Annotated in this window: 7 protein-coding genes; 4 read left to right on the forward strand and 3 right to left on the reverse strand. The window is 60.5% G+C overall.

Features of this window, described 5'->3' with window-relative positions; translation table 11 throughout:
* Positions 1-55: 55 nt before the first annotated feature.
* From P1T08_10045 to P1T08_10055, 3 genes are all read right to left on the reverse strand, one after another.
* Positions 56-1741 (reverse strand): thiamine pyrophosphate-binding protein, encoded by a 1686-nt coding sequence (locus tag P1T08_10045; GenBank protein MDF1596418.1) that lies wholly within the window; start codon positions 1739-1741, stop codon positions 56-58.
* Positions 1742-1774: 33 nt separating this feature from the next.
* Positions 1775-2563: an SDR family oxidoreductase gene (locus tag P1T08_10050; protein ID MDF1596419.1), complete on the reverse strand. Its 789-nt coding sequence runs from the start codon at positions 2561-2563 to the stop codon at positions 1775-1777.
* 159 nt (positions 2564-2722) lie between these two features.
* Positions 2723-3511, reverse strand: coding sequence for a 3-oxoacyl-ACP reductase FabG (locus tag P1T08_10055; GenBank protein ID MDF1596420.1), 789 nt, complete (start codon positions 3509-3511; stop codon positions 2723-2725).
* Between the two features lie 138 nt (positions 3512-3649).
* On the opposite strand from P1T08_10055, the gene P1T08_10060 reads away from it, so the two are divergent.
* The 4 genes from P1T08_10060 to P1T08_10075 all read left to right on the forward strand — a co-directional run bounded on the left by P1T08_10060 (position 3650) and on the right by P1T08_10075 (position 7307).
* Complete coding sequence (locus P1T08_10060; protein ID MDF1596421.1) at positions 3650-5173, forward strand: tripartite tricarboxylate transporter permease; 1524 nt, start codon at positions 3650-3652, stop codon at positions 5171-5173.
* A complete protein-coding gene (locus tag P1T08_10065; GenBank protein MDF1596422.1) occupies positions 5170-5697 on the forward strand; it encodes a tripartite tricarboxylate transporter TctB family protein in 528 nt (175 codons plus the stop codon). Before P1T08_10060 ends, P1T08_10065 begins: the two co-directional genes overlap by 4 nt.
* 115 nt (positions 5698-5812) lie before the next feature.
* Positions 5813-6553, forward strand: a complete 741-nt coding sequence (locus P1T08_10070) for a hypothetical protein (protein ID MDF1596423.1) — start codon at positions 5813-5815, stop codon at positions 6551-6553.
* Positions 6554-6593: 40 nt separating this feature from the next.
* Complete coding sequence (locus tag P1T08_10075; protein ID MDF1596424.1) at positions 6594-7307, forward strand: hypothetical protein; 714 nt, start codon at positions 6594-6596, stop codon at positions 7305-7307.
* The last annotated feature ends 74 nt before the right edge of the window (positions 7308-7381 follow it).

Below are 7381 nucleotides of genomic sequence, written 5' to 3' on the forward strand. Positions count from 1 at the left end.
TCAGGCCCACTTGAGGCAGGACCCGAGTCGGTCACTCTGTCAGGTTGTGTCAAAGTCACCCACTTTTCGGATGCGATTGCATGCGTCGCTCAATCATCGCCTTGCTGAGAGGGCTAGTGATGCTCCGAATGGCAACGTTGATCAGAGCCGGTTTCCCCGAGTTCCAGGCCCGCTCGAAAGCCCCTCCGAGTTCTTCTGGCTTCTCGACAAACTCTCCATGGCCGCCCAATTCGGTCACCAGCCGATCGTAGCGAACCGGCCGCAGATCGGTGGCTACCGACCGGCCGTAATACGCCAGCTGAAACTGCCTATCGATACCCCACGCCGAGTCGTTGCCCACGATCGCGATGATCGGAAGATTGTGCCGAACGGCGGTGTCGAACTCCATGAAGTAGAACCCGACTCCGCCATCACCGATGAATAGGACCGAGCGGGAACTAGGGTCGGCCACTTGACAACCGAGCGCCAGCGGGAGACCGGCGCCAAGGTGACCTAGGGGACCAAGTCGAAGCCAGCGTCCCGGACGGCGAGCATCCAGGTAGCTACGGCCCCACTGGACGTAGTCCCCCGTGTCGAAGATTAGGAAGTCGGATTCGTCGAGAAACGGTTTCACCGCCTCTACCACGGTCATCGGGTGGAGAGGGAGCTCAGGGTCATTGCCGGCTTCCGCCATTTCCTGTAGTTGATCGGTCCGCACAGAATTGAGGACGTCTACCCAGTCGCCGCACCCTTGCCAAGCGAGTTTCCTCGCAGCGTCCGCGAGTTGGACTACCACGGTTCCAACGTCCGCGCATAGCCCAATCTCAACCTCCCGGTAACGGCCGATTTCGTCCGGATCAGGGTCGACTTGCAGCACTCTCGTGTCTATACCGACCCGGGGAGGGCGGCCATACGCGAGTCGGAAGTCGAACTTCTTGCCAAGCAGAAGGAGGACATCCGCTTCTGCAATATGACGGGCGGCGTGATTCAACGCCGGGTCGGCGTATCCCAGACACAGATCGTGCCGATCGTCGACGAGGCCACGAGCGGTCTCCACCGTGAACAGGGGTATGCCGGTTGTCTCCACCAATCCCTGAAGTGACGATGGGTCAACTCCGAATGCGGCTCCGGCCCCTGCGACAATAACGGGCCGCCGAGCGGATCGGAGGATCTCGATCACACGATTCACTGCGTTCGCGTCCATACCGGACCTCTCGGTGGCAGCCGTGCCCAAAGCCTCCACCTTCGCCGCGTCGCTTTCATCAACGGTCGCCTCCTGCACATCCAGCGGAATCGTGATGTGGGCTGGACCTGGTCGACCGCCCGTTGCGCTCCGGAAGGCGGCGTGAATCGCTTCTGGGACAGCTGCGGCATTGCGAACTATCTCCGCCCGCTTACTCAGGGGTGCCGCAGTTGAGATCTGGTCCAGTTCCTGGAGGGCGTCCATATTCTCATACGCCAGCTCAGAACGACCGCTGATATGGATGACCGGGACTTCCTGACGAGAGGCAACGGCGAGGCCCGCCAGGGAGTTGGCGTGGCCGGGTCCGCCGGTGACCATGCAAACGCCGGGACGACCGGTCGCCCGACTCCAGGCGTCGGCCATATGAACCGCAGCCGACTCGTGCCGGGTGTCTACAAACCGGATCCCGTAGTCGATAGCGTGGTCGCACAAAGGCAGCGTATGATCGCCGACAATGGTGAATATCGTGTCCACGTCGTGTGCCCGTAGCGCCCTAATGGCAAGCTCTGCGCCACTCACTCGGCCCATCTCAGTGGCCCCCCGCATTCAACCTCAAAGAGTCCACGATGACCCACCGTCGAAGTTCACGGCCGTACCGGTGATGTATCCGGCGCGCTCGGACACAAGGAAGGCGATCAGATCAGCCGCCTCGTCAGCGTCACCCAGGCGGCCAAGGGGTATGCCCCGGGCTTCCGCCAGCCGTCCGTACCAATCGTCTGCCGCCACGTCCGGTGCCTCGAGAAGTCGACGGCGCTCCCACTGGGCAGTCTTCACCGCGCCCAAACAGACTGTGTTCACGAGAATGTTGTCGGCCGCGTACTCTCGGGATAGCGCCTTCGTCATGGCCATGGCGGCGGCCCGACTGGCGACCGTCGGAAGGGAGCGCGGCAAGGGAGCTTTCGCCGTCACGTGAGTGATATTGATGATCCGGCCTCCGCCCCGCTCGCGCATCAGCGGGATGGCCAGGCGGGTACAACGGACAGCCGAGAAGAACTTCTGATCGAAATCGTAGGCCCACAAAGCGTCGTCGATCTCGTCAAATGGGTTTGCGGCATGGGTCCCCGCGTTGTTCATAAGGATGTCGAGGCCCCCAAAATGGTCGGCCGTCTGGCGGATGAACTGCTCGGTTTCTTCTGCCGAGGTCATGTCCGCCGGGATTGCGAGCACCTCACCGCCTGTCTCGTCGCGGATCTCCTGTGCGGTACGCTCGAGCACGTCGACCCGCCTCGCGCAAATTGCTACCTTGGCTCCCTCAGCGGAAAGGCGCCGGGCGACCGCACGGCCCAGCCCTTCGCTCGCGCCACTGATCGCCGCGATCTTGCCGTCAAGGCCCAGTTCTATAGCCATCTCATCCTCTCTAGAGCTCTTGCTGAGTGTTCTCATCCCGGTGAGTGATTGCCAGCACGACAGTAGATACTACCCAGAAACATCTTACTGATTCAAACACTTTGACCACATCCCGAGAGCATTCTGACTTCAGACCGAAGTCCCCCAACACTTCTACTGCATGTATGAGCCGCCATCGACTACCAGCGTCTGCCCAGTTACGAAGTCGCTGTCGGGTGAGGCGAAGAAGGCGACCACGCCGGCGACATCACTCGGCCGCTCAACTCGCTGGATCGCTCGACCGGAGAGGGCGCCTCGCCGAAGCTCCAAGGTCTCAGCATCCGGGTTGACCTCGCTCAGTGTGCTTCCTGGTGCAACACAGTTCACGAGTATCCCGTGCGGCCCGAGTTCGCGAGCCAGGGACTTGGTGAACCCCAGCATGCCGGCCTTGCTCGCCACGTAGTGAATCCGGTTCACCGAACCCTTGAAGGCAGACGCTGAACCGATGTTGATGATTTTCCCATATCCCAGCGCTTTCATGCTGGGTACTACGGCTCGGCAGGCCAGCCAGGCGCCTTTGAGGTTGACATCCAACAGATCATCCCACTCGTCAACCGGAACCTCGTCGAAAGGGACGCGAGACATCTTGATAGTCGAAAACAGCGCGGCGTTGTTGACGAGGATGTCGATGCGATCAGCGATCGCCAGGGTCCGGTCGGCGAGTTCTCGTAGGCTTTCTTCCTGACGAACATCGGTTTTCGTGGCAACACACAGCAATCCATCCCCACGGATTTGGCGAGCTGCTCGTTCCCCCTCCTCTCCATCCACATCGGCGACGACAACATGAGCCCCTTCGTGGGCGAGTCGATGCGCAAGGGCGAGCCCAATGCCGTGCGCGCCTCCGGTCACGATCGCAACACGACCATCCAGACGACGGTATGGCTGATCGGCTTGGCTCGTCATAAATCCATCATATCATTTGACCCAATGATCCCAACAGTAGTAGCGTCCAAGCCGGTCAAGACTCGGACCTTGATGCGCGGCTAAGCCGGTGCCTCAGGGGCCGATTTCGCGAGAAACAGGAGCGCGAGGCGGCACATCATGCTCGACGCATTTGGATCGGCCCTGACCCAGATATTCAGCTGCCCGTGCGTGGGTGGCGTTATCCCATCGAGGTTGGGGTTTCTCGCGATCGGTGTGTTCATGGGGCTTGCCCTGGGGGTCATCCCAGGATTGGGCGGACTCGTGGGGATGGCCCTTCTCCTGCCGTTCACGTACGGAATGGATACTCCTGCCGCTGCGGCAATAATGATGGGCGTGCTCGCCGGTGTGAACCTCGGCGACATGGTCTCCTCGGTGTTGTTCGCAGTTCCGGGATCCGCAGCCTCGCAGGCGACAATACTCGACGGACATCCAATGGCCAGGAAGGGCGAGGCTGGTCGCGCCTTCGGGGCCGGCTACACGGCGTCGTTGATGGGCGGCATCTTCGGAGTCATAGCCCTCTCCGCCGTTCTCCCGGTAATGCGCCCTATCGTGCTTGCCTTCGGAGCTCCCGAGTTCTTCATGATGGGGATTGTCGGTATCTCGATGGTCGGTTCGCTGAGCGGGCGGGCCCCGATCAAGGGTATCATCGCGGGCGCGCTGGGATTGCTTATCGGCACGGCGGGACTCGATCCTCAGTCTGGCGCCCTACGCTGGGATTTCGGTCAACTGTACCTTTGGGATGGGATTCCGCTCGTTGGCATCGCCCTCGGCCTCTTTGCCATCCCCGAACTCATAGACCTCACAATTGAGGGTACGGCAATCAGCAGCGTAGGGATGAAGATTGGCTCTGTGTGGGGCGGAGTTCGAGATGCGGTCAAGAACTGGTTTCTGGTGCTTCGCTGCAGTGTGCTGGGTGTGTGGATTGGAGCTGTGCCCGGTCTCGGCGCGCCGGTCGTCGACTGGTTCGCATACGGGCACGCGATGCAAACGGAAAAGGGGGCCGCCGAGACATTCGGCAAGGGAGACGTCCGTGGGGTCATTGCTGTTGAGGCAGCAGCAAATGCCAAGGAGGGCGGTGCCTTCATACCGACAATTGCCTTCGGCGTGCCCGGGAGCGCATCCATGGCGCTGATCCTTGGGGCCTTGCTGATTCAAGGGATACAGCCCGGCCCAGACATGGTGACCGAGCACCTTGACCTGACCTACGTCTTTATCATCACGCTCGCGCTGGCGAACGTTCTTGCGACGACCGTGAGCTTGCTGTACGCCAGACAGATCGCGCGGATTGCCCACATACCCATCCACATCCTTGCACCGATGCTGCTGGTGGTGGTGTTCCTTGCCGCGTTCCAGACCAGTCGGAGTGTCGGTGACCTGATAGTACTGCTCGCCTTTTCCGCGATTGGCTGGATGATGAAGCGGTTCCGATGGCCGCGTCCTCCCGTGATCTTGGGAGTGGTTCTCAGTCGCATCATCGAGAACTACCTCTTCATTTCCGTGTCTCGGTATGGCTGGACCTGGTTGTACCGCCCCATCGTGATGATCCTCATCGTCGTTGCGGTTTTCAGCATCTGGTATGGGTTTCGCGCAAAGAACAAGGCACCGAGCACCTCCGAGCCGTCGAGCGACTCTGCAATATGACGAAACTGCTTCGACGCCACTCGACCTCCGCTTTCACGCTCGCCGTTGTGTTGTTCATCGCCGGGGTCATCTACGGTTCGACCGGCATGAAGCATCAGGCCAGGTTCTTCCCGCTGGCGATTGGAATACCCACGCTTGTCCTGGCCATCATCCAGCTGGCGACCGAGATCGTCCGCACGCAACGTCGTGAAGAGGGCGAAGCGCAGGAAGATGAGGGGATCCTCGATCTGGCGTTTGACCGTGACGTGCCGCTCGATGTCGTCGTCCGTCGCGGGGGGACCCTCGCGTTGTGGATCGTTGGCTACTTCACTGGGATTCTGTTGTTCGGTTTCGTCATCGCAAGCCCTGCCTTTGTCCTTCTGTATCTTGTCTTCCGAGCCCGCGCCAAGGTCTGGATCATTGTGCTCTGCATCCTGCTGGTTCTGGCGCTGCACATTGGAGTCTTCGATCGGGTGCTGCACGTTCCCTGGCTGAAAGGTGTATGGCCCGGTCCGCAGAAATGGGTACTCGATTTGTTCAGCTAGACCGACTGCTTGATGTTGCCGCCGGAACCCATGTGGAATAGGACAACTTGCTGAGTACCAGGCCAAGGCCGAACGAACGACAACTGAGGAGACCAATCATGACAAGGAAGTCACGATGACAGGGTCGAGTGAGTACTACTACAACCTCGAGGAGCAGATGACCGGTGCCCCCGATCTGGAAGGCGTCAGTCACTGCCGACTCGAAGGGACCCTGCTACGAATCGAGCGGTGGGACGCGCTCGGCGCCGGCCCCGCCTCAATCCCAATCGACGGCGTAGCCGAAGCCTTCGTCCTGCCGCTCACCGGCACAGTTCGAGTCCACCCCTCAGATGTTGACGAGCGGCTGGAGGTCGGGCTGGGCGAAGTATGTCTGCTTCCCGATGCCTGGAACAACAGGTACCAACTTGACATCGAAGGTGGAAGTTGCATCGTCGCGGGGATGCCCATGGCGCGGTCAACGCAGGCATACCCGACTCAGCGTTCAGAACCGGAGAGTTTCCGATTCGATGAAGTTCTGGAAGACAAGTACGAGGGATGGCGCTTCTTCGCTCGTGACGGCGAGTACATAACCGTCGGCTGCAGCTATCGAACGGCACCACCACCGAGCCAGGAAACACCTCACACCCATCCTGGTGAGCAATTCAACGTCCCACTCGAGGGGTTGTTTGAAATGACCATCGGCGGTGTCACCCACGAGATCGAGCCGGGATGGGTGTCGCATATCCCGCCGGAGACCCTGCACACGGGCCTTCACCGTCGCTTCCCGTACTTCCAGCTGATCTTCTCGACGCCGCCCAGAGGCAAGCAGTACGACGAGTTCCTCGCCGGGATCTACGACGCAAGAATCGACACATGAAGACGCGTCGTGAGCCCTCGAGAAGAGGGCACGGTTGAGCATGCTTGCGAAACTGGCATTGGTGGGATATGACAGGGTTGCCGCGGTGGCGGACGGCCGGGTCGGTGTCGAGGGCGTCGAGTTCGAGGTCTCGCTCCTCGCCCCCTCCGAAATCTTCTTTCGAATGCTTGCTGAAGATGCATTTGACATTTCGGAGATGTCGCTTTCGTCAACACTCATCCACAAACTCCGCGGACGGGATTGGACGGTCCTTCCCGTCTTTCCCTTCCGGAGTCTCTTCCACACGGGCTTCCTCGTTCGTGATGAAATCAACGAACCGGCAGATCTTCGAGGTGGACGGATCGGTCTGGTCGAGTACCAAGTAACAGCCGCCCTCTGGGGGCGCGGTGTGCTCGCCGATGAGTTCGATGTCGACCCACGGGACGTTACCTGGTATGTCGAGCGAAGCGGCGCTCTCAGTCACAGCGGGGCCGGCGGATTCCTGCCGCCAGAAGGCGTTCGAGTGGAGCCCATCCCCGACGACTCGTCCTTGGCGGCGCTACTTGTGGCCGGCGAGTTGGATGCGGTCCTGCCGAGTCCAATGCCCGGCATCGCCAATCGCTTCAATCGGACGGATGAGCGCACCTTGCTGGCTTCGCCAGGGATCAAGCGGCTCTTCCCTGATCCCCTCGCCGAGGCCCGCCGCTACTACGCCAAGCATGGATTCCTCCATATCAACCACCTGGTCGTGGTCAAGAACGCTCTGGTGGGTTGAACCGCCCTGGGTTTGATGGAGACTCGGTTGTTTGGTTTCCAAGTCATCCGGTAGTGGTCAGTTGAGCGTAGTGA

Source organism: Acidimicrobiia bacterium (genome assembly GCA_029210695.1).
Lineage (GTDB): Bacteria > Actinomycetota > Acidimicrobiia > Spongiisociales > JAHEDJ01 > JAHEDJ01.